The sequence below is a fragment of the Spirillospora sp. NPDC048911 genome (assembly GCF_043198015.1).
In the GTDB taxonomy this organism is placed as follows: domain Bacteria; phylum Actinomycetota; class Actinomycetes; order Streptosporangiales; family Streptosporangiaceae; genus Spirillospora.
Genome location: NZ_JBICUD010000017.1, coordinates 1 through 23900 on the forward strand (window position 1 = coordinate 1; position 23900 = coordinate 23900).

At 71.1% G+C, this 23900-nt stretch carries 22 protein-coding genes; 3 read left to right on the forward strand and 19 right to left on the reverse strand.

The annotated features are described in order from the left end of the window. Positions 1–666 precede the first annotated feature (666 nt). From tyrS to argC, 10 genes are all read right to left on the reverse strand, one after another. A complete protein-coding gene (gene tyrS / locus ACGFNU_RS48080; protein ID WP_392603467.1) occupies positions 667–1944 on the reverse strand; it encodes a tyrosine--tRNA ligase in 1278 nt (425 codons plus the stop codon). A 75-nt stretch (positions 1945–2019) separates the two neighbouring features. Beyond that, on the reverse strand, positions 2020–2382 hold the full coding sequence (locus ACGFNU_RS48085) for a hypothetical protein (RefSeq protein ID WP_392603468.1): 363 nt from the start codon (positions 2380–2382) through the stop codon (positions 2020–2022). A 40-nt stretch (positions 2383–2422) separates the two neighbouring features. Continuing rightward, positions 2423–3064 carry a DNA-3-methyladenine glycosylase gene (locus ACGFNU_RS48090; protein ID WP_392603469.1) on the reverse strand — a complete coding sequence of 214 codons (642 nt, stop codon included), beginning with the start codon at positions 3062–3064 and terminating at the stop codon, positions 2423–2425. Between the two features lie 347 nt (positions 3065–3411). Then, positions 3412–4833 carry an argininosuccinate lyase gene (gene argH, locus ACGFNU_RS48095; protein ID WP_392603470.1) on the reverse strand — a complete coding sequence of 474 codons (1422 nt, stop codon included), beginning with the start codon at positions 4831–4833 and terminating at the stop codon, positions 3412–3414. A 113-nt stretch (positions 4834–4946) separates the two neighbouring features. Beyond that, positions 4947–5462, reverse strand: a complete 516-nt coding sequence (locus tag ACGFNU_RS48100) for an arginine repressor (protein WP_392603471.1) — start codon at positions 5460–5462, stop codon at positions 4947–4949. 1 nt (position 5463) lies between these two features. Then, entirely contained in the window at positions 5464–6378 is a 915-nt protein-coding gene (gene argF, locus ACGFNU_RS48105; RefSeq protein ID WP_392603472.1) for an ornithine carbamoyltransferase, read from the reverse strand. A 5-nt stretch (positions 6379–6383) separates the two neighbouring features. Further along, complete coding sequence (locus ACGFNU_RS48110) at positions 6384–7622, reverse strand: acetylornithine transaminase (protein ID WP_392603473.1); 1239 nt, start codon at positions 7620–7622, stop codon at positions 6384–6386. Next, on the reverse strand, positions 7619–8533 hold the full coding sequence (argB, locus tag ACGFNU_RS48115; protein ID WP_392603630.1) for an acetylglutamate kinase: 915 nt from the start codon (positions 8531–8533) through the stop codon (positions 7619–7621). The genes ACGFNU_RS48110 and argB overlap by 4 nt, the downstream gene beginning before the upstream one ends. Positions 8534–8607: 74 nt before the next feature. Next, positions 8608–9765, reverse strand: coding sequence for a bifunctional glutamate N-acetyltransferase/amino-acid acetyltransferase ArgJ (argJ, locus tag ACGFNU_RS48120; protein ID WP_392603474.1), 1158 nt, complete (start codon positions 9763–9765; stop codon positions 8608–8610). Beyond that, positions 9762–10790, reverse strand: coding sequence for an N-acetyl-gamma-glutamyl-phosphate reductase (gene argC, locus ACGFNU_RS48125; RefSeq protein ID WP_392603475.1), 1029 nt, complete (start codon positions 10788–10790; stop codon positions 9762–9764). The genes argJ and argC overlap by 4 nt, the downstream gene beginning before the upstream one ends. Positions 10791–10965: 175 nt before the next feature. Between argC and ACGFNU_RS48130 the strand changes: the two genes are divergently transcribed. The 3 genes from ACGFNU_RS48130 to ACGFNU_RS48140 all read left to right on the forward strand — a co-directional run bounded on the left by ACGFNU_RS48130 (position 10966) and on the right by ACGFNU_RS48140 (position 13866). After that, positions 10966–11496, forward strand: coding sequence for a MarR family winged helix-turn-helix transcriptional regulator (locus ACGFNU_RS48130; RefSeq protein WP_392603476.1), 531 nt, complete (start codon positions 10966–10968; stop codon positions 11494–11496). 22 nt (positions 11497–11518) lie between these two features. Continuing rightward, the gene (locus ACGFNU_RS48135) at positions 11519–12421 is read left to right on the forward strand and encodes an ATP-binding cassette domain-containing protein (protein ID WP_392603477.1); all 903 of its coding nucleotides are present in this window, start codon (positions 11519–11521) and stop codon (positions 12419–12421) included. Positions 12422–12726: 305 nt separating this feature from the next. Further along, positions 12727–13866 (forward strand): alpha/beta hydrolase family protein, encoded by a 1140-nt coding sequence (locus ACGFNU_RS48140; protein ID WP_392603478.1) that lies wholly within the window; start codon positions 12727–12729, stop codon positions 13864–13866. Here the strand turns inward: ACGFNU_RS48140 and ACGFNU_RS48145 are convergent. The 9 genes from ACGFNU_RS48145 to infC form a co-directional block, all read right to left on the reverse strand. Continuing rightward, entirely contained in the window at positions 13855–15483 is a 1629-nt protein-coding gene (locus tag ACGFNU_RS48145) for an ABC-F family ATP-binding cassette domain-containing protein (RefSeq protein WP_392603479.1), read from the reverse strand. The two genes, ACGFNU_RS48140 and ACGFNU_RS48145, sit on opposite strands and share 12 nt — an antisense overlap. A gap of 337 nt (positions 15484–15820) precedes the next feature. Next, positions 15821–18301, reverse strand: coding sequence for a phenylalanine--tRNA ligase subunit beta (gene pheT, locus ACGFNU_RS48150; RefSeq protein ID WP_392603480.1), 2481 nt, complete (start codon positions 18299–18301; stop codon positions 15821–15823). Further along, the gene (pheS, locus tag ACGFNU_RS48155) at positions 18301–19410 is read right to left on the reverse strand and encodes a phenylalanine--tRNA ligase subunit alpha (protein ID WP_392603481.1); all 1110 of its coding nucleotides are present in this window, start codon (positions 19408–19410) and stop codon (positions 18301–18303) included. Before pheS ends, pheT begins: the two co-directional genes overlap by 1 nt. A 100-nt stretch (positions 19411–19510) precedes the next feature. Continuing rightward, the gene (locus tag ACGFNU_RS48160) at positions 19511–20587 is read right to left on the reverse strand and encodes an ATP-binding protein (RefSeq protein ID WP_392603631.1); all 1077 of its coding nucleotides are present in this window, start codon (positions 20585–20587) and stop codon (positions 19511–19513) included. Positions 20588–20750: 163 nt separating this feature from the next. Next, the gene (locus tag ACGFNU_RS48165) at positions 20751–21236 is read right to left on the reverse strand and encodes an STAS domain-containing protein (RefSeq protein WP_392603482.1); all 486 of its coding nucleotides are present in this window, start codon (positions 21234–21236) and stop codon (positions 20751–20753) included. Positions 21237–21616: 380 nt separating this feature from the next. Next, positions 21617–22432 carry a TrmH family RNA methyltransferase gene (locus ACGFNU_RS48170; protein WP_392603483.1) on the reverse strand — a complete coding sequence of 272 codons (816 nt, stop codon included), beginning with the start codon at positions 22430–22432 and terminating at the stop codon, positions 21617–21619. 34 nt (positions 22433–22466) lie between these two features. Continuing rightward, positions 22467–22844 (reverse strand): 50S ribosomal protein L20, encoded by a 378-nt coding sequence (gene rplT / locus ACGFNU_RS48175; RefSeq protein ID WP_151569078.1) that lies wholly within the window; start codon positions 22842–22844, stop codon positions 22467–22469. A 72-nt stretch (positions 22845–22916) separates the two neighbouring features. Further along, positions 22917–23111, reverse strand: coding sequence for a 50S ribosomal protein L35 (gene rpmI, locus ACGFNU_RS48180; RefSeq protein ID WP_392603484.1), 195 nt, complete (start codon positions 23109–23111; stop codon positions 22917–22919). 187 nt (positions 23112–23298) lie between these two features. Continuing rightward, complete coding sequence (gene infC / locus ACGFNU_RS48185) at positions 23299–23889, reverse strand: translation initiation factor IF-3 (RefSeq protein ID WP_392603632.1); 591 nt, start codon at positions 23887–23889, stop codon at positions 23299–23301. Positions 23890–23900 lie beyond the last annotated feature (11 nt).

Genomic DNA, 23900 nt, shown 5'->3' on the forward strand with positions numbered 1-23900 from the left:
CTGCCTGACCGATAAAGGCACTGGCTTTTAACACGCTGTTGAGTTCTCAAGAAACGGACACCCACCGCGCCAGACCACCGCATCCGCGGCGCCCGACTCCGGGGCAACCCTTCAAGCTTACCCGATTCGACCTGTTTGTCAAACTTTCGGTCTCTTTGGGCCCTTCTCGCCCGATTCGAGAGCGCAGCAGTGCTACGACCTTGAAGTTCGAGGAGGTTCCCCCAGGGCCGGCCACCTTTCGGCGTCCCGCTCCCCCGTGGGGCAGGTATGAGATTAGGTCGGTGCGTCAGCAACGTCAAATCGGCGCGGGACCGCTTCTCGCGCGTCGTTTTGCCTGCTCATCGGCGCATTGGCCGGTGGCCCAGGCGTTTCGCACCGCCCACCGCGACCTCATTGTGATCCAGCTCTACTCAAGTTTTCCTCGTCCATGGGACGCGCACGCGCACTTCGCCGTGGAGCGAATGCGGTCGGCGGCCAGACACCCACGCAGGCGACACGCAGGCGAGTCGACGCCAGGCCGAAGGAGCCTGCTCCCCCACGGGCTGACTGGCGCGGGCGAACACAGCGGCAAGACCGCGGACCGATCCGCACGGCGGCCGGCAGCGCCCTGGAGACGACCAAACGGGCCGGTCCGACATCTCGGACCGGCCCGTCTTCGTCGAGGTACTACGAGCGCGTCACTTCGACGCCGCCCACGTTGCGCTTGCCTCGGCGCAAGACCAAGAAGCGCCCGTGCAGGAGGTCACCGACCGCCGGGGCCGCATCTTCGGCCTCTACCTTGGCGTTGTTGAGGTACGCGCCCCCCTGGGCGATCGTGCGGCGGGCCTCGGACTTGCTCTTGCACAGCCCGCTGGCCACCAGCAGGTCCGCCACGGTCGGCAGCTCTCCGGGCGAGACCTCCGTACGCGGCACCTCAGAGAGCGCGGCGCCCAGCGTGCGCTCGTCGAGCTCCTCCAGCGATCCCTGCCCGAACAGGGCTCGCGACGCGGCGATCACACGTTCGGTCTCGTCCGCCCCGTGAACGAGGGTGGTGAGCTCCTCGGCCAGCGCACGCTGCGGCGCGCGGGCCGCGGGCCGTTCGACGCCTTCCTTCAGCAGCGCCTCGATCTCCTCGCGGGACCGGAAGCTGAAGACCTTGAGGTAGTTCTCCACGTCCCGGTCGTCGGCGTTGAACCAGAACTGGTAGAACGCGTAGGGCGAGGTCAGCTCGGGGTCGAGCCAGTAGGTCTCGCCACCGGCCGTCTTGCCGAACTTCGTGCCGTCGGCCTTGGTGAGCAGCGGCGTCGTCAGCGCGTGCGCCGTGCCGCCTTCGGCTCGCCGGATGAGGTCGACGCCGCCGGTGAGGTTGCCCCACTGGTCGCTGCCGCCGGTCTGCAGCCGGCAGCCGTACCGCCGGTAGAGCTCCAGGAAGTCCATCGACTGCATCAGGACGTAGCTGAACTCGGTGTAGCTCATACCGGTGGTGTCGAGGCGGGACTTAACCGTCTCCCGCGCGAGCATCTTGTTGACCGGGAAGTGCTTGCCGATGTCGCGCAGGAACTCGATCACCGACATCGGGCCGGTCCAGTCCAGGTTGCTGACCATCAGCGCGCCGGTCGGACCGTCCCCGAAGTCGAGGTACTTCGACACCTGGCCGCGGATCCGCTCGACCCACCCGGCGACGGTCTCCTCGGAGTTGAGCACCCGCTCGGCGCTCTTGCCGCTCGGGTCGCCGATCAGGCCGGTGGCGCCGCCGACCAGCCCGATCGGCCGGTGGCCGGCCAGCTGGAAGCGCCGCAGGGTCAGGATCTGGATGAGGTTGCCCAGATGCAGCGAGGGCGCCGTCGGGTCGAACCCGCAATAGAGCGTGACCGGCCCCGCGGCGAGCAATGCCCGCAGTTCGCCCAGATCAGTGGACTGCGCGATCAGATCGCGCCACGCGAGATCATCGATGATGTCGGTCACGTTCTCCCTCGTCTCCGCCTTGCCGTCGGTCTCTCACCAGGGTGCCCGATGAGCCGCTGATCACGGTAACGGTATTCAGCGGCCGCCCAGGAACTTTCGGGCCGGGACGAAGAGGTCGTGTCCCGAGTCGAGCGTGATCCGAACCCCGTCCTGCCGCCATTCGGCGCCAGTGATGCGGGGCGCGTCCTCCCCCGTCGCCTCGAACGTGACGCTGTGCCCGTACGAGAGGCCCGGATCACGTCCGATCACCACCTCGTACGGCCGGTGCCTGCCGAACACCCGGCTGCGGACGCGCACGACGCCCGCATGGTGGATCGATCCGTCCGGATACCTGACCGAGACCGGCTGCTGGACCCGACTGATCACCTTCGTGTCGCGCAGCTCGCCGTCCGCCCAGACCACCGCCACGGTCCCGAGAATCCCGATGATCAGACCCATCGCACCGAGGGCCCAGGGCCGCCTCCGGCGCGGCGGCGCGTCAGGCGCGTTCATGCGTGACCGCTTTGGACCGCTTCCTGGGGACGTGGGCGCGGTACGGGGAGACCATGGGGTCGCCCTCGATCCAGAACCGCCACGGCGTCTCCTTCGCACCGTTCACGCCCACCCGCGGCCCCGTGCTGATCAGCTCGGCAGGGACGGGCTCCCCGGCCAGCGCCCGCAGCGGGCTGCCCGGGGAGCACACGTCCAGCCCGTACTGCTCCCGCCCGATGGCCAGCGCCTGGCAGAGCCGCGCGGGGCCACGCGCCAGATCCCGCGCGGACGAACGCGGCCGCCGTGACACGGCGAGCTCGACGCCGGAGATCACCTCACCGGCCCTGATCAGCACGGCGGAGGCCGTTCCCTCCTCCGCGCAGACGAGATTCACGCAGAAGTGCATGCCGTAGGTGAAGTAGACGTACGAGTAGCCCGGCGGCCCGAACATGACCGCGTTCCGATCCGTACGGCCTCGGTAGGCGTGCGAGGCCGGGTCCAGCGGCCCCGCGTACGCCTCGACCTCGGTGAGCCGCAGCAGCACCTCGCCGTCCTCGGTCCGGTGGGCGAGCACCTGCCCGAGCAACGCGGGAGCCACCTCCTCGACAGGACGATCGAAGAACTCCCTGGGCAGCAGCTCCGTGGTCATGGCCTCACCGTGATAGTCGACGACAGGGAACATCGATCGGCCATCGTATGACCCCCGCCATCAAGCCCGCGTGTCAGACAAGTCCCCCTGCCATGCCCGCGCTGTTAACGCTCGCGCTGGCCAGACCAGCGGTGGTAAAGCCCACAATGGCCAAAGCCCGCGTTGGTCACAGTCCACGCAGACCACACCCCGTGCAGACCACAGCCCACGCTTGTTAAGCCTGCGCTGACTACGGCCCACGTTGGCCAGAGCCCACGTCGGCCAGAGCCCACGCTGGCCAAAACCCGCGCTGGTCGCTGCCCGCGCTGGCGGATCCCCCGCTGGGCAGGTCCGTGTAGGGCTGGCGGTTACGTGGCGTCGGCGTTTGTGGCCCAGGAGGCGTGGGCGTTGACCAGGGTTCGGAGGGCCTCGGCCTGCTCGCGGACGCGGTCGGGGGCGGTGCCTCCGTAGGCCTTGCGGGAGGCCAGGGCGCCGGGGACGTTGAGGATCTCGCGGACGTCCGGGGTCAGGTGCGGGGACACCTTCGCCAGCTCGTCGTCGGTCAGCTCGTCCATGTCCTTGTCGTTGACCTGGCACCACACGACCAGGTGGCCGACCACCTCGTGCGCGTCGCGGAAGGCCACGCCGCGGCGGACGAGCAGTTCGGCGAGGTCGGTGGCGAGGGCGAAGCCCTGCGGGGCCAGGGCTTCGAGGCGCTCGGTGTTGACCCGCATCGTCGCGATCAGGCCGGACATCGCGGGCAGGACGAGCAGGAGGGTCTCGACGGCGTCGAAGGCGCCCTCCTTGTCCTCCTGGAGGTCGCGATTGTAGGTGAGCGGCAGGCCCTTGAGCGTGGTGAGCAGGCCCACCAGGTGCCCGATGAGGCGGCCGGCCTTGCCGCGGGCGAGTTCGGCCACGTCGGGGTTCTTCTTCTGCGGCATGATCGACGACCCGGTGGCGTACGTGTCGTCCATCTCGATCCACCGGAACTCCTGGGAGGCCCACAGGCAGATCTCCTCGCCCAGCCGGGAGAGGTGCACGCCGATCAGCGCGGCGGCGAAGAGGAACTCGGCGACGAAGTCGCGGTCGCTGACCGCGTCCATCGAGTTGGCGGCGGCCGAGTCGAAGCCCAGCTCGGCGGCGGTGGCCTGCGGGTCGAGCGGCAGCGACGAGCCCGCCAGGGCGCCCGAGCCCAGCGGGGAGACGGCGGCGCGCTTGTCCCAGTCGCGCAAGCGCTCGACGTCGCGGGTGAGCGGCTGCACGTGTGCCAGGAGTTGGTGAGAGAACAGCACGGGCTGCGCGTGCTGCAGGTGGGTCATGCCGGGGGCGGCGACGCCGAGGTTGTGATCGGCCTGGGCGATGAGCGCCGTCTCCAGCTCGACCACGCGAGAGACGATCTGGCGGGCGGCGTCGCGCAGGTAGAGGCGCAGGTCGGTGGCGACCTGGTCGTTGCGGCTGCGGCCCGCGCGCAGCTTGCCGCCGAGGGCGCCGAGACGCTCCAGCAGGCCGCGTTCGAGGGCGGTGTGCACGTCCTCGTCGGCGACCGTGGGCCGGAACTCGCCCGATTTGCAGGCCTCTTCGAGGTCGTCCAGAGCACCGATCATGCGCTCCAGCTCGTCGTCGGTGAGCAGCCCCGCCCGGTTGAGCACGCGGGCGTGCGCGCGCGAGCCCATCAGGTCGTAGGGGGCGAGGCGCCAGTCGAACTGGACGCTCACCGAGAGCCGCGCGAGCGCGTCCGACGGGCCGCCTTCGAACCGGCCGCCCCACAGTCGCGTCGGTGCCTTGGTCACGGAGATCCTCTTCTTCCCACTGGTGATGGTTTCGCTTCTGCCGCTGTCGTGCTCAGCCAGATCGTAGCCGCACGACGACGCTTCGCCGCGCCTGTCAGGGGCTCGGGTGGCCCCTAGGTTCGTCGCTCCCGGCCCGACGTCAGGCGGAGGAGGGCCTGCGCCAGTTCCGCTCCGCCGTCGGGAGCGCGGGAGATGACCAGGATCGAGTCGTCGCCCGCGACGGTGCCGAGGATCGTCGGCCATTCGGCGTGGTCGATGGCGGACGCGAGGTACTGCGCGGCGCCGGGCGGCGTGCGGACGATGACCAGGTTGGCCGAGGCCTCCGCGGAGACCAGCAGCTCGGCCGCGAGGCGGGTGAGCCGGCCGGCGAACGTCTCGGTGGCGCCGGTGCGGGTCAGCCTGATCCGTTCGCCGCCCTCGCCGGGCACCGCGTAGATCAGGCTGCCGTCGTCGGCGCGGAGCTTGACGGCGCCGATGTCGACCAGGTCGCGCGACAGCGTGGCCTGCGTGACCTCCAGGCCCTCGTCGGCGAGCAGCTTGGCCAGCTCGCCCTGCGAGTGCACCGGATGGCGGGTCAGGAGCTCGATCACCTTCGCGTGGCGGGCGGCCTTGGTCATCGGGGTGGTCATGTCAGGCCTTCCCGAGCAGCCAGGTCAGCAGGGCCTTCTGCGCGTGCAGCCGGTTCTCGGCCTCGTCCCAGACCACGCTGTGCGGGCCGTCCAGGACGGAGGCGGCGATCTCCTTGCCGCGGTAGGCGGGCAGGCAGTGCAGGACGGAGACGTCGGCGGCGGCGAGCGCGACGAGCTCCTCGTTCACCGCGTACGGCTCGTACAACTCGGTGCCCTTGCCCTCCTGGCCCATCGACACCCACGTGTCGGTGGCCAGGACGTCCGCGCCGGTGGCCGCCTGCTTGGCGTCGGCGGTCACGGTCACCGAACCGCCGGTGGACGCGGCGATCTCGGTTGACTTCGCCACGATCGCCGGGTCGGGCGGCAGGGATTCGGGCGCGGCGATCCGGACGTGCATCCCGGCGGTCGCGCAGCCCAGGAGGTAGGAGTGCGCCATGTTGTTGGCGCCGTCTCCGAAGTAGGCGAGCGTGACTCCGGCCAGCGCGCCCTTCGCCTCCTGGACGGTCTGCAGGTCCGCCAGGATCTGGCAGGGGTGGAACTCGTCGGTGAGCGCGTTCACCACAGGGACAGTGGTGCCCGCGGCCATCTCCTCGATGCGCTCCTGGCCGCCGGTCCGCCAGACGATGGCGCTGACCTGCCGTTCCAGGACGCGGGCGGTGTCGGCGATCGTCTCGCCGCGCCCGAGCTGGCTGGTGCCGGCGTCCAGCACCAGCGCGTTGCCGCCCAGCTCGGCGATGCCGACGGCGAACGAGATGCGCGTACGGGTGGAGGGCTTGTCGAAGAGCACCGCCACCGAGCGCGGACCCGCGAGGGGCGTGCGGGCGAACCGGTCGCGCTTCATGGCGGCGGCCAGCTCCAGCACCTCGGCCTGTTCGGCGGGGGTGAGGTCGTCGTCCCGCAGGAAGTGCCGGACCATCGCTGTCAGCTCTCCTTCAGGGAGTCGGCGGCCGCGTCGAGGATCGCCGGGAGGGCGTCGACGAACGACTGGGCCTGCCGGGGGGTGAGGATGAGGGGCGGAGCGATCCTGATCGCGTCCGGCTGGACCGCGTTCACCAGGAAACCGGCCTCGCGCGCGGCGGCCTCGACCGCCGGCCCGACCGCCAGTTCCGCGCCGGGCTCGGCCCCTGGTACGGGACCCGGGGTCAGGACGGCGGCCAGCCACAGGCCCCGGCCGCGCACCCCGGCCAGCAGCGGATGATCGATGGCGGCGATGCCGTCCTTGAGGAGTGTCCCGACCGTCGTCACGTTGTCGAGAAGGCTCTCCTTCTCGATCGTCCACAGCACGGTCAGCGCGGCGGCGGAGGCGACCGGGTTGCCGCCGAAGGTGCTGCCGTGGTCTCCCTTGGCGAAGAGCTCGCCGTACGGGCCGAAGCCGACGCACGCGCCGATGGGCAGCCCGCCGCCCAGGCCCTTGGCGAGGGTGAGGATGTCGGGGCGGACGCCCTCGTGCTGGTGGGCGAACCAGGCCCCGGTCCGGCCGATCGCCGACTGGATCTCGTCGGCGACGAAGAGCGCGCCGGTCGCGTCGCAGATCTCCCGGACGGCGGCGAAGTACCCGTCCGGCGGCGGCACGACCCCGGCCTCGCCCTGCGTCGGCTCCAGGAAGACCGCCGCGCATTCGTCGGTGACGGCCTCGCGCAGCGCCTCGGCGTCGCCGTACGGGACGAAGCGCACGTCGATCGCGTACGGGCCGAACGGCTCGCGGATCGCCGTCTTGCCGGTGAGCGACAGGGCGCCCATCGAACGGCCGTGGAAACCGTTCTCGGCGGCCACGAAGTAGCTCCGCCCGTTGGCCTTCCCGTACTTGATCGCCAGCTTGAGGGCGCACTCGTTGGCCTCGGTGCCGCTGTTGGCCAGGAAGACCCGGCCCTCGCCGCCGAGCAGCTCGCGCAGCTTCTCGGCCAGCACCACCTCCTGCTCGTTGACGAACAGGTTGGAGGTGTGGGCCAGCGACATGACCTGGTTGCTCACCGCCTCACCGAGCTCCTCGTGCGCGTGGCCGAGGGAGCTGACGGCGATCCCGGCGATCAGGTCGAGGTACTCCTCGCCGTCGGCGTCCCAGACGACGCAGCCGTGCCCGGCCGTCAGCGCCAGCGGCGGGACGCCGTAGTTGGGCATGAACGCGGCCTCGTACCGTTCCCGCAGGTTCTGGGCGCTCACGCCGGGTCCCCTTCCTTGGTCGGGCCGCCCGGGCTGGGCAGGACCATCGTGCCGATCCCCTCGTCGGTGAAGATCTCCAGCAGCAGCGAGTGCAGCACCCGCCCGTCCAGGACGTGCGCCTGCGGTACCCCGCCGCGCACGGCGTGCAGGCAGGCCTCCATCTTCGGCACCATGCCCGCCGACAGCTCGGGGAGCAACGTCGCCAGCTCGTCGGTGGAGATCTCGTCGATGACGTCGTCGCTGGCGGGCCAGTCGGCGTAGAGCCCCTCGACGTCGGTCAGCACGACCAGCTTGGTGGCGTCGAGCGCGACGGCCAGGGCGGCCGCGGCGGTGTCGGCGTTCACGTTGTAGATCTCGCCGTCGTCGCCGCGGGCGACGCTGGAGATCACCGGGATCCGGCCGTCGTCGAGCATCGCGCGCACCGCGCCGACCTGGATCTCGACGATCTCGCCGACCTGCCCGATGTCGACCGGCTCGCCGTCGACCACCGCGAACTTGCGCTCGGCGGTGAAGAGGTTGGCGTCCTCGCCGGACATGCCGACGGCGAACGCGCCGTGCCGGTTGATCAGCCCGACCACGTCCCGCTGGACCTGGCCGACGAGCACCATCCGGACGACCTCCATCGCCTCGGGCGTGGTGACCCGCAGCCCGGCGGTGAAGTGCGACTCGATGCCGTTGCGGTCGAGCGCCGCGTTGATCTGCGGGCCGCCGCCGTGCACGATGACCGGCCTCAGGCCCGCGTACCGCAGGAACACCACGTCCTCGGCGAACGAGTGGCGCAGCTCCTCGTCGGTCATCGCGTGGCCGCCGTACTTGATCACGACGGTGGTGCCGTGGAACCGCTCCAGCCACGGCAGGGCCTTGATGAGGGTCTCGGCCTTGGACATGACGCCGGCCCGGTTCTTGCGCATCCTGGCGCCGGAGATGGCGCTCAGCTGCTCGCCCGGCTGCCCGCCTGCCTGTCCACTGGTCTGCTCGGTGGCGGTCATGTCGAGTACGCCGAGTTCTCGTGGACGTAGTCGGCGGTGAGGTCGGTCGTCCAGACGGTCGCGCTGTTGGGGCCCGCCGACAGGTCGACGGTGATCGTGACGTCGCGCGGACGCAGGTCGACCTTGTCGCGGTCGTCGCCGAACGAGCCGTTGCGGCAGACCCACACTCCGTTGATCGCCACGTTCACCTCGTCGGGGTCGAAGACCGCCTCGGTGGTGCCGACGGCCGACAGCACCCGGCCCCAGTTGGGGTCCTCGCCGTGGATGGCGCACTTGAGCAGGTTGTTGCGGGCGATCGAGCGGCCGACCATGACCGCGTCGAAGTCGCTGGCGGCGCCGACGACCTCGATCGTGATGGCCTTGGACGCGCCCTCGGCGTCCACCAGCAACTGCCGGGTCAGGTCGGCGCACACGTCGGTGAGGAGCTCGGTGAACTCCGCCTCCTCGGGCGTCACCCCGGTGGCGCCGGAGGCCATGAGCAGCACCGTGTCGTTCGTCGACATGCAGCCGTCGGAGTCGAGCCGGTCGAGCGTCACGGCGGTGGCCGAGCGCAGGGCGCGGTCGAGCGCCTCGGCGTCCAGGTCGGCGTCGGTGGTGACGACCGCGAGCATCGTGGCGAGCGAGGGGGCGAGCATGCCCGCGCCCTTGGCCATCGCACCGATCATGTAGCCGCCCGCGCCCTGCCGGAACGCGATCTTGGCGACGCTGTCGGTGGTGCGGATGGCGTCGGCGGCGGCGAGCCCGCCGTCGGTGCGCGACAGCCCGGCGGCCGCGACCGCGACGCCCGGCAGCAGCTTGTCCATCGGCAGCCGCTCGCCGATCAGGCCGGTCGAGCAGACCATGATCTCGCCGGCCGAGTCCTGGAGGGCCTGGGCGACCGTCTCGGCGGTGGCGTGCGTGTCCTGGAACCCCGCGGGACCGGTGCAGGCGTTGGCGCCGCCGGAGTTGAGCACCACCGCGTGCACGCGGCCGCCCTTGATGACCTGCTCCGACCACAGCACCGGCGCGGCCTTCACGCGATTGCGGGTGAAGACCGCCGCGGCCGCGCGGGACGGCCCGTCGTTGACGACGAGGGCCAGATCGCGGGCCCCGCTGTCCTTGAGTCCGGCGACGACTCCGGCGGCGCGGAAACCCTGGGGGGCTGTGACGCTCAAGGTGCCACTCCGATCGTGGTGAGCCCGAGTTCTTCGGGGAGGCCGAGGGCCAGGTTGGCGCTCTGCACGGCGCCACCGGCCGTGCCCTTGGTGAGGTTGTCGATGGCGGCGACCACGACGACGCGTCCGGCGCGTTCGTCGAGGGCGACCTGGACGAGGGCGCTGTTGGCGCCCAAAGTCATGGAGGTGGCGGGCCACTGCCCCTCGGGCAGCAGGCCGACGAAGGGCTCGCCGGTGTAGGCGTCCTGGTAGGCCTCGCGGAGCGCTGCGGCGGTGACGCCGGGCTTCGCCCTGGCCGAGCAGGTGGCCAGGATGCCGCGGCTCATCGGCGCCAGCGTCGGGGTGAACGACACGGTGACCGGCTCGCCCGCGACGGCGCTGAGGTTCTGGATCATCTCCGGGGTGTGCCGGTGGGTGCCGCCCACGCCGTACGCGGCGACCGAGCCCATCACCTCGCTGCCCAGCAGGTTCGGCTTGAGGGCGCGGCCGGCGCCGGACGTGCCGGACGCCGCGACCACCACCACGTCGGGCTCGGCGAGGTCGGCGGCCAAGGCCGGGAACATGGCCAAGGTCACAGAGGTCGGATAGCAGCCGGGCACGGCGATGCGCCGTGCGGTGCGCAGCACGTCGCGCTGGCCCGGCAGCTCCGGCAGCCCGTACGGCCAGGTGCCGGCGTGCGGCGAGCCGTAGAAGTGCTCCCAGTCAGCCGGGTCGGCGAGCCGGAAGTCGGCGCCGCAGTCGACGACCAGGACGTCGCCGCCCAGCTGCCCGGCGATGGCGGCGGACTGCCCGTGCGGAAGGCCGAGGAAGACGACGTCGTGGCCGGTGAGCGTCTCGGCGGTGGTCTCCGCCAGCACGCGGCCGCGCAGGGAGCGCAGGTGGGGCTGGTGCGCCCCCAGCTCGGTGCCGGCGTTGGAGCCCGCCGTGAGCGCGCCGATCTCGAATCCCGGATGGCCTGCGAGGATGCGCAGCACCTCGCCGCCCGCGTAGCCGCTGGCGCCGGCGACCGCCGCCCTGATTCCCATGTCAGCTCAAGTCCTTCCAGAGGGATAGAGCAAGAGTATGCATGACTATGGATGAGTATTCAATCGGCGGGGCCTGGTGTTCTCGCTCAGGCGAGACCCGCGGAATCATACCAAGGCTGATATTTAGCCCCCGAAAGGTTTGACACCTAAATATTTGTCGCCTAAGAATGGGCTCGTGGACGCGAACAGGCCGGGTGTCGACGACCTCGACAAGCTGGGCCCCATGGAGGAGTGGCCCATCGGCCGCCTCTTCGCCGCCGCCTCGCGGCTGGCGGGCACGGTGATGTGGCGGCAGCACCGGACGAGCCCCGCGGGGTTCTTCGTGCTGCGGGCGCTCGTGACCGAAGACGGCCTGCGTCCCGGCGAGCTGGCCAGGCGCCTGCTCATCTCCCCCGCCACGGTCACGACCGTGGTCGACACGCTGGAACGCAACGGGCACGTCGAGCGGCGGCGCGACGAGCGCGACCGCCGCGCGCTGCGCGTCCACATCAACCCCTCCGGCCTCGCCGTGGTCTCCGAGACCGGCGACGCCATGGGGGACGACATCTGGAGCCTGTACGACGTGGTCGACGAGGAGGACGAGCCGGTCGTCCGCAGGTTCCTGCTCCGCCTGATCGAACGGTTCGAGGAGTACCCGGACAGGCCCGGAGATCCCCCGGCGGACCCCCACAAGGAGACGGCGCGTGACCGAGCCACCCGTGACTGATCCACCCGCGACAGACCCACCTGTGACCAGCTCACCCGCGACCGGCCCGTCCGCGACCGGCGCACCCGCGGCCGAGCCGCGCGTGGAGACCGCCATCAGCGCGGTGGACCTCCACAAGACCTACAAGGGCCCGCGCGGCGACGTGCCCGCGGTGCGCGGCATCGACCTCGACGTGCGGCAGGGCGAGTTCTTCGGCCTGCTCGGCCCCAACGGCGCGGGCAAGTCGACCACCATCGGCATGCTCACCACGCTGGTGGTGCCGACGGCGGGCAGCGCGCACGTGTGCGGCTTCGACGTCACCGAGCAGTCGGTCGAGGTCAAGCGGCGCATCGGGATGGTGTCGCAGGGCAACACCCTCGACAACGACCTCACCGCCTTCGAGAACCTGGAGCTGACCTGGCAGCGGTCCATCACCGACCGCGCCCTGGCGCCCCTGCCCGTCCCGCTGCTGGCCGTCCAGAAGATCACGGCCGCCGCCCTGCAGGGCCTGCTCGGCGGCCTGCTGGTCTTCCCCGCCGTCCTCTTCATCCACGCCGAGGGCCAGGCCCCCGACGTGCACATCGCGAACTGGCCGCTCTTCCTGCTCGTCATGATCACCGGCGCGTGGCTGTCGGCGGCCGGCGGCCTGCTGCTCGGCACCCTGATCAACCCGCAGAAGGCCCAGGTCCTCTTCGCCGTGATCCTCATGCCGATCACGATGCTCGGCTGCGTCTACTACCCCTGGTCGGCCCTGGACGACGTCCGCTGGCTGCAGATCGCCAGCCTCTTCAACCCGCTCGTCTACCTGAGCGAGGGCCTGCGGTCGGCGCTCACGCCAGAGGTGGGGCACATGCCGGTCTGGGCCTTCCTGATCCCCCTCCTGGGCGGCACGGCGGCCATCACCTGGTTCGCGACCCGCACGTTCACCAAACGCGTCCTCACCTGACCCCACCAAGCCGGGGCCCAGGGTTTTGCCGCCCCCAGGCCCCTGGGTTTACCGCCCAATTCGCACGTCCGCGAGATGCCCGACAGCAGCGGCGACTAATCCCTTAGATCACCGCATTTTCAGAGCGCTTTCGCAAGGGGGTGTTGTCAGGTACACCCCGCTAGGGGTTCTGGGCCCATGGAGTGAGGGTGTGCCGCGAACTTAGCGTTCCGGCCATGACAACTCTTTCAGCGAGGATCGCGTGCGCTGCGCTCGCACTCGCCGCCACAACGACAGTCGCGGAATCAGCCGTGGCGGAATCGGGCGTGGCGGATACGCCCACCGGTGAGCGCGGGACCGTCGTCTCGGCAGTGCGGGTGGCGCACATGTCGCCGGAGCAGGTGCGCGACTATCTGGCCGATTTCCATCCCGACTTCGCCTCCCCCAAGCCGGTCAATGGCGTCGACACCTATCGCGTCGTCTACCGGACCATTTCCGCTCGCGGACGTGCGACGACTGCCAGCGGGGTCGTGTCCCTGCCCAGCCGTAAAACGAAGAGCCCGCTTCGGGCGGTCAGCTTCACGCACGGCACCCATGCCGCGAAGAACATCGCCGGGTCGGTCGCCGGCGACGGCCAGAGCAGGGTCGCCGCCGTCTACTACGCGGGCGCCGGGTATGCGGGCGTCGCGCCCGACTATCTCGGCCTGGGGCTCGGGCCCGGCTTCCACCCCTACGGCCACGCCGCGTCCGAGGCGAGCGCCTCGCTCGACATGCTGCGCGCGGCCCGCGCGGTGGCCGAGTCGCACGGGCGGCGCCTGCGGCGCGAGGTGTTCGTGACCGGCTTCTCGCAGGGCGGCCAGGCGGCGATGGCGCTCGGCCGCGAACTGCAACGCGGCGCGGATCGGTATCTCCGGCTCGGCGCGCTCGCACCCGTCAGCGGTCCGTACGACGTCCGCCGCGCCCAGATTCCCGAGTCGTTCCGGCCCGGCACCACGCTCAACGCGAAGACGTCGGTGTTCTACACCGCGTACCTCATGGTGACGTGGCACCGCCTGTACGGGTTGTACGACTCCCCCTCCGAGGTGTTCCAGGCTCCGTACGACGGCACGGTGGAAAAGCTCTTCGACGGGAGCGGCGACTTCGAGGAGATCGGCCCCCATCTGCCGGACAGTCTCGATGCCTTGCTGACGCCGCGGTTCCGGCAGCGGCTGCTGCACCCGAGCGGGACGGTGCTGCGGGCGATGCGGGACATGGACGGGACCTGTGACTGGCGGCCACAGGTCCCGACACGGTTGCACGGGGCGTCCGGCGACGAGCAGGTCACCTACGCCAACACCGGCTCCTGCGTCCGGGCGCTGCGCGAACGCGGGGCAAGGCCGGCGACGGCCGACTTGAAGACCGACCACTTCGGAACGCTGTTCCGCGGCTTGCCCGCGACACTGCGATGGTTCCGGTCACTCTCCTAGCACCTCCTCGTCGATCTCGGTCAGGCCGGTGGCGCGGTCCAGGCGGAGCCAGCGCGTGATGCCGATGCTCCGCAGGAACGGCAGGTCGTGGCTGACCACGACCAGCGCTCCGCGGTAGGCCTCCAGGGCCTGGCCGAGCTGGCGGGCGCTGGCCATGTCGAGGTTGTTCGTCGGCTCGTCCAGCAGCAGGAGCTGCGGGGCGGGTTCGGCGAGCAGCAACGAGGCCAGCACGGCACGGAACCGTTCGCCTCCGGACAACGTGCCCGCGAGCTGGTCGGCGCGCGCGCCACGGAACAGGAAGCGCGCGAGGCCCGCGCGGATCGTGTTCACCGGCGCCGACGGGGCGAACGTGCGGACGTTGTCGACGACGCTCAGATCGTCGTCGAGAACGTCCAGGCGCTGCGGCAGGTACCGCAGGCCGTCCACGCCGGCCTTCACCGCCACGCCCTCGGTCACCGGGTCGCCGACCAGGGCGCGCAGGAACGTCGTCTTGCCCGCCCCGTTCGGGCCGACCAGCGCGATCCGTTCCGGGCCCCGGACGATGAGCTCGTCCATCGTTCCCGGCTCGGGATCGGCCGCCGTCAGGCCGGTGACGGTGAGCACCGTGCGGCCCGCCGGAACCTCGGTGGCGGGCAGCTGGACCCGGATCTCCGCGTCGTCGCGCACCGCCTCCTCGGCCTCGGTCAGCTTCTCCTTGGCGCCGGCGAGCCGGTCCTCGTGCATGATGCGGTGCTTGCCCGCCGAGACCTGCGCCGCGCGCTTGCGCAGCTTCATCACGGCCCTGGGCTCGCGCTTGATGTCGTACATCTTGTTGCCGTAGCGGACGCGGCGGGCCAGCTTGACGTGCGCCTCCTCCAGCTCGCGCTTCTGCCTGCGCACATCCGTCTCGGCCACGCGGACCATGCGTTCGGCCGCCTCCTGCTCGACGGCGAGCGCCTCCTCGTACTCGGTCAGGTTGCCGCCGAAGTAACGAATGTCACCATCGCGCAGGTCTGCGATCTCGTCGACGAGGTCGAGCAGCGCACGGTCGTGGCTGACGACGACCAGCACGCCCGGCCAGGCGGTGACGGCGTCATAGAGCCGCCGCCGCGCGTCCAGGTCGAGGTTGTTGGTCGGCTCGTCGAGCAGCAGGACGTCCGGGCGTGCCAGGAACAGCGCGGCCAGCCCGACCATGACCGTCTCGCCGCCCGAGAGGGTGGCCACGGTGCGGTCGAGGCCGAGCTCGTGCAGGCCGAGCCTGTCGAGTTCGGCACGCGCCCGTTCCTCGACGTCCCAGTCGTCCCCCACCGCGGCGAAGTTCTCCTCGGTGGCCTCGCCCCGCTCGATGGCGAGCAGCGCGGTGCGCGCCTCGCTGATCCCGAGCAGGTCGGCGACGGTACGGGCGGTGCCGAGCGGGAGGTTCTGCGGCAGGTAGCCGATCTCCCCCTCGACGCTGATCGTGCCCGCCGCCGGACGAAGCTCACCGGCGATCAGCTTCAGCAGGGTGGACTTACCGGATCCGTTGACGCCCATCAGCCCGGTGCGGCCGGCGCCGAACGCGGCGTCGAGCCCGTCCAGCACCTGGGTGCCGTCCTGCCAGGCGAACGAGACGTCCTGGCAAACGATGGAAAATGACATGAGCGGTTCCTCCAGGGCGCGTCGAAGTGATCAATGCACATGTGGAGACACCGCGGTCTGGCACCGCGTACGGACGTGCGGGCATGAAAAGAGCCCGGACAATGGGGTCCGCTGAGATCGCGTGCGCGAGCCGCAAAAGGGCCGACCGAAGGTCGGCGAGCAGCCTGCGCGGTGTCTGCGACCTCAGTTCTTCAAAGGACTCCCCAGCCGGGCGACGATGTGACTCCCACACCGTACCCCACGCCTTAAATGCAACGCAAGTAGTGTTAGCGGGAATAATCTTGGAGAGCATGAAGGGGCCTCGCACGTGCATGCGAGGCCCCTTGACGCGTGGTGGTCAGGCGCCTCGGAGAACGGCGCCGGTGCGGGTGGTGGCTGCGGCTACCGCGGCGTCGCGGGCGGCGCCTGCCTCTTCGGCGGTGAGGGTGCGGTCCGGAGCGCGGAAGCGCAACGTGTAGGCCAGGGACTTGCGGCCCTCGCCGACCTGCTCGCCGGTGTAGATGTCGAACAGCCGGATCGACTCCAGCAACTCGCCGGCACCGGCGCGGAGCGCCGCCTCGACGTCGGCGGCGGGGACGGCCGCGTCGACGGTCAGGGCCACGTCCTGGGTGGCGACCGGGTAGGACGACACGTGCGGTGCGGATGGGCTGACCGGGTCGCCTAGCCTGCGGAGCTCCAGCTCCATCGCGCAGGTGCGGGAAGGCAGACCGTACGCCTTGATGACGCGCGGGTGCAGCTCACCGGCGTGCCCGACGAGGGTCTCGCCCAGATAGAGCGCGGCGCAGCGGCCCGGGTGCCAGGGCGCGTGCTGGTCGGCCTTGACCGTGAGCTCGACGCCTGCTTCGCGGGCCACCGTGCGGGCGGCCTCGATGGCGTCGGCCCAGGTGGCGGGGCCGCCCTTGCCCCACCAGCCGGACGGTTCGCGTTCGCCCGCAAGGACGGCCGCGACGCGCAGCGGCTGGTCGGGCAGTGCGGCGTCGACCGAGGCGATCTCTTCGGGTGTCGGGCCACGGTCGACCGGCAGGCGTGGTGCCTTTTCCGGGGCGTCTGGACGTGGGCGGAAGACCATGCCGAGCTCGTACAGGCTGGCGTCGCCGAAGCCACGGCCAACGTTGCGTACCAGAGCCTTGAACAGGCCGGGCAGCAGCGTGGTGCGCAGCAGCGGCTCGTCCTCGGACAGCGGGTTGGCCAGGCGAAGGGCCGTGCGGCGGGCGTCGTCGGCCGGGAGCTGGAGTGAGTCCCAGTCCTTCGCGGCGACGAACGGGAAGCTCAGCACCTCGGTGTAGCCGGAGCCGGCGAGGGCGCGGCCGACGCGGCGGCGCAGGCGCTGCTGGGGGGTCAGGCCACGCCCGGCGACGGGACGCGGCGCGCGGGCCGGGATGTTCTCGTAGCCCTCAAGGCGTATGACCTCTTCGGCGAGGTCGTTGGGGTCGACCAGGTCGGGCCGCCACGACGGCGGGGTGACGACGAGGGGGTCGTCACCCTCGACGGTGCAGCCGACCTGCTCCAGGCGGTGAATCACCGTGTCGCGGCCGTAGGTCACGCCTGCCACGCGGTCCGGGTGGTTGGTCCACATCGTGACGGTGACCGGCTCGACCGGTGCCTGCGCGTGCGTCACACCGGGCGCGATCTCGGCGCCGCCCAGGTCGGCGAGCATCCGCGCGGCGCGGTACGACGCGTACAGCGGCAGCTCGCGGTCGACGCCGCGCTCGAACCGGTAGGACGCCTCACTGTGCAGCTTGTGGCGGCGCACCATGCGGGCGGTGCCGATGGCGTCGAAGTGCGCGGCCTCGATCACCATGTCGGACGACTTCTCGTCGATCTCGGTGTTGAGGCCGCCCATCGAGCCCGCCATCGAGATCGGGCCCGACTCGTCGGTGATCAGGATGTCCTCGGGGTGGAGCTTGCGCTTGACGTGGTCGAGCGTCTCCAGCGTCTCGCCGGCCTCGGCGCGGCGCACGACGACGGGGCCGGTGAGCTTGCCGCGGTCGAACGCGTGCAGCGGCTGGCCCAGCTCCAGCATCAGGTAGTTGGTGACGTCGACCGCGAGCGACACCGGGCGCATGCCGGCGCGGAACAGGCGGACGCGCATCCACATCGGGGTCTGCGCGTTCGGGTCGAAGCCGCGCACCTCGCGCAGGACGAAGCGGTCGCAGGCCGTGGGGTCGGCGATGCTCGCGGGGTAGGACTCGGCGGTGTCGGCGGGCAGCTCAATGTCGGCCGGATCCTTGAACGGGACGTCGTAGGCGACGGCCGCCTCGCGGGCGATGCCGCGGATCGACAACGCGTAGCCGCGGTCCGGGGTGACGGCGATGTCGAGCACGTCGTCGCGCAGGCCGAACAGCCCGATCACGTCGGTGCCGACGGGCTCGCCGCCGGGCGGCAGGACGAGGATGCCGTCGTGGTCGTCGCCGATGCCCAGCTCGCGCACCGAGCAGATCATGCCCTCGGACACCTTGCCGTAGGTCTTCCGGGCGCCGATCTTGAAGCCGCCGGGCAGCTCGCCGCCGGGCAGGATGACCACGACGCGGTCGCCGACCGCGAAGTTGGACGCGCCGCAGATGATGTTCTGCGGCTCGCCGGTGCCGTTGGCCTGGCCGACGTCGACCTGGCAGTAGCGGATCGGCTTCTTGAACTCGGTGAGCTCCTCGATCGCCAGCACCTGGCCGATGACCAGCGGCCCGACGAGGTCGGCGCCCGCCTGCTCGACGGTCTCGACCTCCAGGCCTGCGTCGATCAGCTTGGCCGCCAGGGCGCGGCCGGTGACGTCCGCGGGGAGCGCCACGTACTCCCGCAGCCACGAAAGCGGGGCCCGCATCAGATCTCCATCCCGAACGGAAGGGTGAAGCGGACGTCGCCCTCCACCATGTCGTGCATGTCTTCCACGCCGTGCCGGAACATCAGCGTGCGCTCCACGCCCAGGCCGAACGCCCAGCCGCTGTAGCGGTCGGGGTCGATGCCGCAGGCGACCAGCACGCGCGGGTTGACCATGCCGCAGCCGCCGATCTCGATCCAGCCCTCGGAGCCGCACGTGCGGCACGGCTCGGCGCCCGGCTCGACCGAGGCGCCGCGGCAGACGAAGCACTGCATGTCGACCTCGGCCGACGGCTCGGTGAACGGGAAGTAGGACGGGCGCATCCGCACCTGCAGGCCCGCGCCGAACATGCCGTTGACGAACGCGTCGATGCCGCCGCGCAGGTCGGCCATCGTGATGCCCTCGTCGACCACCAGGCCTTCGAGCTGGTGGAAGACCGGGCTGTGGGTGGCGTCCAGCTCGTCGGTGCGGAACGTGCGGCCCGGCACCACCACGTACACCGGCAGCTCGCGCGACAGCAGCGAGCGGATCTGCACCGGCGAGGTGTGCGTGCGCAGCACGAGGTCGGATTCTTCGGATTCGACGAAGAAGGTGTCCTGCATGGAGCGCGCCGGGTGGTCGGGCTTGAAGTTGAGCGCGTCGAAGTTGAACCAGCCCGCCTCGACCTCGGGGCCCTCGGCGACCTCGAAGCCCATGGAGACGAAGACGTCGGCCATCCGCTCCTGGATCGTGGTCAGCGGGTGCCGGGCGCCGCGGGGGGCGCGGTCCCAGGGGAGCGTGACGTCGACGGTCTCCTCGACGAGCACGCGCTGGTCGCGTTCCTCCTCCAGCTCGGCCTGGCGGGCCTTGAGCGCCTGGGCGACCGCGCCGCGGGCGGCGCCGATGCGCTTGCCCGCCTCGGCCCGGCCCTGCGGCGGCAGCGCGCCGATCTCCCGGTTGGCCAGGGCCAGCGGGGACCGGTCGCCGGCGTGCGCCAGGCGGACTTCCTTCAGGGCGTCGAGGTCGCCGGCGCCGGCGATGGCCGCCAGCGCCTCGGCACGGGCCCGGTCGAGCGCTTCGGGCTGCAACGCGGCCACCTCGACCGGATCGTAGGACTTGTTGGGTGCAGACATGGTGGTGAGACAACTCCGGCTCGGCATGGATCGCCCCGCAGTCTAGTGCGCGGCGGTGTGCTGCTTGGCTGCTGGTGAAGCCCGCGGGGTGCGGCGACGATCAGGACGCGTGGTCCGGTGCCCCTGCGGGCAACGTAAATCGGAACTCGGCGCCGCCGCCCGGGGCGCGGCGGACGGCGATCGCGCCGCCATGGGCCTCGACCAGGCCCTTGACGATGTAGAGGCCGAGCCCGGTGCCACCGCGGCGGTTGCCGCCGGGACCGCGCCAGAACTGCCGGAAGACGCGCTCGGCGGCCTCGGGCGGGATGCCCGCACCCTCGTCGCGCACCGACACGGCGGCCCCCTCCTTGTGCGCGTCCGGCTCCACCACGATCGTGACGGTCCCGTCGCCGTGACGCACCGCGTTCTCCACCAGGTTACCGAGGATCTGGTCGATCTTGTCGGGGTCCAGCCACATGTCCGGCAGCTCGCCCCTGGCGTCGAAGCGGAACCGGTCCTCGGAGTCGCCGGCCGCGACCCGGCCCGCGATGACCTTGCGGACCTCGCCGGGCAGGTCGACCACCTGCCGGTGCATCTCCAGCCGGCCGGCCTCGATGCGCGAGACGTCCAGCAGCTCGGTGATCAGCCGCGTGACGCGGTCGGCGTCGGCGTTGACGGTCTCGAGCATGACCCGCTTCTGGTCGTCGTTGAAGCGGTGCCACTTGGCCAGCAGCGTGGCGGTGAAGCCCTTGACGCTGGTGAGCGGGGAGCGCAGCTCGTGCGCGACGGTCGAGACCAGGTCGGCGCGGTCGCGTTCCTGGCGGGCGCGGTGGGCGGCGTCGCGGAGGGAGATCGTGAAGCGTTCGACGGCGCCGCCCGGGTCGCGCCGGTATCCGGCGGTGACCAGCAGCTCGGTGTCGTCGGGGAGGAAGAGCGAGCGCTCGGGATGGCGGGTGCGGGTCGCCAGGCCCTCGTAGGGAGCCAGGCACTTCCACCAGTCGCGGCCCTCGGCGTCGTGCAGCGGGAGCACGTCGCGGAAGTCACGGCCGATGGCCGCGTCCGCGGCGATCCCGGTCATCCGCGCGGCGGCCGCGTTGAAGATGGTCACTCGTCCGTCACGGCCGGCGACGAGCAGGCCGTCGGCCAGATCGTCGGCCCAATCGTCCACCTGGTCGTCCGCCCCGTCACCCGTGGCCAGCCGGTCGCCGCCGGCGAGGTCGCCGGTGCCGGACGGCACACGTGGAGGCACGTGCGGGGAGCCTTCTCCACCCACGACGCCCTCCACAACACCGGTCAGAACGCGGCCTGTCAGGAAGAGACTCTATCCGGACTCGGCCACCTTACGGGACCCGGAAAACTCCCTAGGGGAAGGCTTTTGTGGCGGACGGGCCCACCTGCGCGACCGCGTCCGCGACACTCCCGTGCAGGGTGAGGACGCGGTGCAGACCGGAGATGTGCAGCAGCCGCCGCTGAGCTGGACGCAGCCCGGCGAGCCGGACCGCTCCGCCCTGCTCGGCGGCGCGGTTGTGCGCGACCACGAGCGCGCCGAGACCCGTGGCGTCGCAGAACGTCACCTCGGAGAAGTCGACGACCAGCCGATGACGTCCGGCCGCGTCGAGCTCGCGCAGCGCGGTGCGCAGCGTGTCGGCGGTGTGCAGGTCGATCTCCCCCGAGACCGCCACGACCGCCAGCTCGCCGTCCTCGCGCACGACCGTCACCCGCAGGCCCGGCAGCGGCTCCCCCGCCGTCCCGGACCCCATGGCGGACTCCAGTTCGCTGTCGCGGCACCGCAGCAGCGGGCCGCCCCGCCGCGCCGATCTGCCGCCGGGCTTCCTGGTCTCGCTCATTCCCTCGCCCCCACTCGGCTCTCCCCCATGCTTCCCCCACACTGTGCGGCCTCGACGCCGCCCTATGTCAGACTCCGCGCGGCCGCGGCCGCGGCCGCGGCCCCGCCTGTCACGCTCTTCTCGTCACGCCTGCTCGTTGTGCCTGCTCAACACGCTAGGCATCCGGCGAGGCGGGTGAAGTCCTCATCAGGTCGGAATCCCCCTCATCCAAAGGAACGAGTGGAGTGGATCAAAATGCGGCCGACCCGTCAACGGAGTCTCATCCTCCCAGGTCAGCAACCGGTGAACGGCGCTGAACGCGACCGCATACGGCCAGTGGATCCGAGAACTCGCGGGCCGTTCCGAGCGTCCCGCCCTGCCCGTGGCCGGCCGGGACGGGGTCAGGCGGTGCGCTGGGCCCGTGCCGACGCGTACAGGCAGACGGCGGCGGCGGTGGCCAGGTTGAGGCTCTCCGCACGGCCGTAGATGGGCACCCGCACGACATCGTCCACATGCCGCAGGATCTCGTCTGGCAAACCCCAGGCCTCGTTGCCGAACACCCAGGCGGTCGGCCTGGCCAGGAGCCCGTCGTCGATGGCCTCGTCCAGCGTGCGCGTGCCCGCGCCGTCGGCCGCCAGCACGGTGAGACCGGCCCGCTTGAGGTCGGTGATCAGCGTCTCGAAGCGCGGCCCGACCACCACGGGAAGATGGAAGAGGCTGCCCGCGGACGCCCGGACGCACTTGCCGTTGTACGGGTCGACGGAGGCGTCGGTGAACACGACGCTCTCCGATCCCGCGGCGTCGGCGGTGCGCAGCACGGTGCCGGCGTTGCCCGGGTCGCGGACGTGGGCGAGCACCGTCACCAGCTTCGGCCGAGACTCCAGCGCGGTGGCCAGCGGAACGTCGACGAACTCGCAGACCGCCAGCAGCCCCTGCGGCGTGACGGTCTGGGCGAGCTCGGCCATCACCTCGCCGCTGACGCGCAGCACCGGCACACCCGCCTGCTCGGCCGCGGTGACCAGCTCGGGATGGCGGGACTCGGCCTCGGCGGTGGTGAACAGCTCCGCCAGGCCGCCAGGGATCCGCAGCGCCTCGCGCACCGCCTGCGGTCCTTCGGCGAGGAACCGGCGCTCGCGGCGCCGGAAGGCGCGTTTGGCGAGCCGCCGAGCGGCCTTCACCCGCGGGGAACGCAGGGAGGTCAGCTCGCGGCCCGCCATCGTCGCTCGATCGCCCGTCGGTCTGATGCCGGCCTCAGGCGGCCTCGCTGCCCTCGGCGGGCAGCGCGGCCTTGGCGACCTTCACCAGGGCGGCGAAGGACTCGGCGTCGTTGACGGCCAGCTCGGCGAGCATGCGGCGGTCGACCTCGACCTCGGCGGCCTTCAGGCCCTGGATGAACCGGTTGTAGGTCATGCCGTTCGCGCGCGCCGCGGCGTTGATGCGCTGGATCCACAGGCGCCGGAACTGGCCCTTGCGGTCCTTGCGGTCGCGGAAGGCGTACGTCATGGAGTGGAGCTGCTGCTCCTTGGCCTTGCGGTACAGACGCGACCGCTGGCCGCGGTAGCCGCTCGACCGCTCCAGGACGACCCGACGCTTCTTGGCGGCGTTGACCGCCCTCTTCACGCGTGCCACGTGATGAACTCCTTCGTGGGGGCCGGGGCCTCGGGCCTCGGCCGGTCGTACGGACTACTGGTCGTCGGCTGCTTACTTGCGGAGCAGCTTCTTGATGTTCTTCGCGTCGGCCGGGGCCACCACGACGGTGCCGTCCAGGCGGCGGGTGCGCTTGGTCGGCTTGTGCTCGAGCAGGTGGTTCTTGTTGGCGCGGCGGCGGATCACCTTGCCGGAGCCGGTCAGCTTGAAGCGCTTCTTGGCACCACTGTGGGTCTTGGTCTTCGGCATGGTCGCCGTCGTCTCCCTCTCCTCTGCGCCCCCGCGATGGCACGGGGGCGTGCCTGATCGGGCGCATCCCACGATTCACATGGCGACGCGCCTGGTCAGGCTCAATGTACGTGCGTCACGATCCTGCCGAGGCAGGATCACGTCAGGCTCGGCCTCGCGGCCGGGCCGGTGGCCTTGGCGAGGCCGGTCAGGCGGGCTCGTCCGAAGCGGCGGCGGCCTCGTCGCGCGCGGCGCGCTCGGCCTTGGCCTCGGCCTTCGCCTCCGCCTTCTTCTTGTGCGGACCGATCACCATGATCATATTGCGGCCGTCCTGCTTGGGCCGCGACTCGACGAAGCCGAGTTCCTCGACATCGTCGGCCAGCCGCTGCAGCAGCCGGAAGCCCAGCTCCGGGCGGGACTGCTCACGACCACGGAACATGATCGTGACCTTGACCTTGTCGCCCGCCTTGAGGAACCGCACCACGTGACCCTTCTTGGTCTCGTAGTCGTGCGGGTCGATCTTCGGCCGGAGCTTGATCTCCTTGATGACCGTGTGCGCCTGGTTCTTCCGCGCCTCACGCGCCTTCATCGCGGACTCGTACTTGAACTTGCCGTAGTCCATGAGCTTCGCGACGGGCGGGCGCGCGGTAGGCGCCACCTCGACGAGGTCGAGATCCGACTCGCGCGCCAGTTCAAGGGCCTTGGCGATGGGCACGATGCCCACCTGTTCGCCGTTCGGGCCGACGAGCCGGACCTCGGGCACGCGAATGCGGTCGTTGATACGCGGTTCGGCGCTGATGGGACCTCCTT

What these genes read in the sequence shown, in the direction of transcription:
- ACGFNU_RS48085 (WP_392603468.1), bottom strand. Translation starts at nt 2,382, where the DNA reads ATGGGTCTGATCATCGGGATTCTCGGGACCGTGGCGGTGGTCTGGGCG.
- argC (WP_392603475.1), bottom strand. Translation starts at nt 10,790, where the DNA reads ATGGGAATCAGGGCGGCGGTCGCCGGCGCCAGCGGCTACGCGGGCGGC.
- ACGFNU_RS48090 (WP_392603469.1), bottom strand. Translation starts at nt 3,064, where the DNA reads ATGACCACGGAGCTGCTGCCCAGGGAGTTCTTCGATCGTCCTGTCGAG.
- argF (WP_392603472.1), bottom strand. Translation starts at nt 6,378, where the DNA reads ATGGTCCGGCACTTCCTGCGGGACGACGACCTCACCCCCGCCGAACAG.
- ACGFNU_RS48165 (WP_392603482.1), bottom strand. Translation starts at nt 21,236, where the DNA reads ATGAGCGAGACCAGGAAGCCCGGCGGCAGATCGGCGCGGCGGGGCGGC.
- ACGFNU_RS48170 (WP_392603483.1), bottom strand. Translation starts at nt 22,432, where the DNA reads ATGGCGGGCCGCGAGCTGACCTCCCTGCGTTCCCCGCGGGTGAAGGCC.
- ACGFNU_RS48145 (WP_392603479.1), bottom strand. Translation starts at nt 15,483, where the DNA reads ATGTCATTTTCCATCGTTTGCCAGGACGTCTCGTTCGCCTGGCAGGAC.
- pheS (WP_392603481.1), bottom strand. Translation starts at nt 19,410, where the DNA reads ATGTCTGCACCCAACAAGTCCTACGATCCGGTCGAGGTGGCCGCGTTG.
- pheT (WP_392603480.1), bottom strand. Translation starts at nt 18,301, where the DNA reads ATGCGGGCCCCGCTTTCGTGGCTGCGGGAGTACGTGGCGCTCCCCGCG.
- rpmI (WP_392603484.1), bottom strand. Translation starts at nt 23,111, where the DNA reads ATGCCGAAGACCAAGACCCACAGTGGTGCCAAGAAGCGCTTCAAGCTG.
- ACGFNU_RS48100 (WP_392603471.1), bottom strand. Translation starts at nt 5,462, where the DNA reads ATGACCACCCCGATGACCAAGGCCGCCCGCCACGCGAAGGTGATCGAG.
- argB (WP_392603630.1), bottom strand. Translation starts at nt 8,533, where the DNA reads ATGCGCAAGAACCGGGCCGGCGTCATGTCCAAGGCCGAGACCCTCATC.